Annotated in this window: 2 protein-coding genes; both read right to left on the minus strand. The window is 47.7% G+C overall.

Annotated elements, in window-relative coordinates; translation table 11 throughout:
* Nucleotides 1-109 precede the first annotated feature (109 nt).
* Entirely contained in the window at nucleotides 110-238 is a 129-nt protein-coding gene (locus B5G00_RS19540; RefSeq protein ID WP_275532383.1) for a hypothetical protein, read from the minus strand.
* Nucleotides 239-309: 71 nt separating this feature from the next.
* On the minus strand, nucleotides 310-1,592 hold a 1,283-nt coding region (locus B5G00_RS18385), incomplete at its 5' end, for an IS110 family transposase (protein WP_087275079.1).

The raw sequence follows: 1,592 nt of genomic DNA on the forward strand, positions 1-1,592 counted from the left end.
CTCCTGCGTCTCCGCCGGGTCCTCACTTCCTTCGTCCCGCCTGCCCATAACCAGGGTGTCAGCTTTGCTCCTGTGCAGGGTCTTGCCCTATGGAAAATATACCTGCCGACTACTGGCTCATTCTTTGTCTTACATTTACTGACTTCCGGCACGCTTCCTCATTCCGGCACCTTGCGGCGGACGTTTCCCCGTAAATGATTCCACCTGCCTCCAGCTGTCCTGCCACAGCTGAATTCAATCCACTTCTTCCTCTTCATGGGCTCAATTCAACTGTGACAAGCATGGATCAACGATTCCTGTTTTACTTTATTACGCTGCCTGTATCTGGGGCCTGCGGATATCTCCCATCATTTTTTCCGGGTTATAATCCACCCCTTTGGTCAGTATCACATAAAAGATCCTGATCACTTTACATGCGATTGCCACTACGGACTGCATCTTCTTCAAAGGATTCTCTTTGCGTGTCCGATAGTACTCGTGGATCGCTTTAAACTCCGGATTCCTCCCGATCAGTGACAGCGCTGCTTCATACAGCACATATCTCAGGCGTTTCCGGCCTCTGTAGCTGATCCGGCTTTCGCCTTTATGCTTTCCTGACTCATTCGACACAATCGCATATCCTGCCAGCTTCTGCAGCTGTTTTGGATCATCGAAACGTCTGATGTCCCCTACTTCTGCAATAAATCCACTGACTGTGACCAGTCCAACTCCCTTGATTGCCATCAGTTTGTCGATATATGGGATCTCTTTCAATTTTTCTTCTATCACCCCAAGCAGTTCTTCCACTCTTGATGCATATACATCCATATCTTTCAGCAGGTTCTTCAGTTCAATCCTTGCCGCTTCCGGCGCTTCCTTACTTCCAACGCTGTGCTCTGCAGCCGATACCAGGGTCTTTGCCCTCTTCATTCCGGCGCCTCTCAGTTTTGCGTCCCTCCAGATCCTGTTTACGCCTTCCACTCCCAGTTTACAGATATCCTCCGGCAGCGGTGCTGTCTCCAGTACCATCCTTCCGCTGACCGCCTTTAGATCCCTGTAAACGTCTTTATACTCCGGGAAATAGATGGAGAACCATCTGGCGATCCGGTTTTTGGCTCTGGTAAGCTCTTCCTGTGCCTGGAACCGCATGTTTGACAAACTCCTGATCTCTGCATAAACGCCAGTAGGTATATAAGGATAAGAGAAACGTCCTTCATTCACAAGACTGGCGATCGTCTTTGGGTCTTTGCGGTCATTCTTGTTGGGATTATTGTCGTCCAGTTCTTTCGACTTTTTTACGTGATGGGGATTTACATGCACCGGCCTCATTCCATTGTCCTGCAGGAATTTTCCCAGGGCGAACCAGTAATGACCGGTTGGCTCCATACCAGGAATCACAACGGATTTGCCATTTTTCTCTAAAAGATCCTCCATCCAGGCTTTGAAGGTCTGAAATCCCGCTTCACTATTGCTAAACTCAAAAGGCTTTTTGGTAAATTCATAATTCCTCCAGTCGAAAGCACGGACAAAATGAGTTTCACTTCCAACATCAATACCAACAATTAAAGTTTTTTCAGTAATGGATGCAATTTTTGCGTTTTGTGTGTTATACT

It is taken from the genome of Blautia sp. An46, from assembly GCF_002161645.1.
Taxonomy (GTDB): Bacteria; Bacillota; Clostridia; order Lachnospirales; family Lachnospiraceae; genus Blautia; species Blautia ornithocaccae.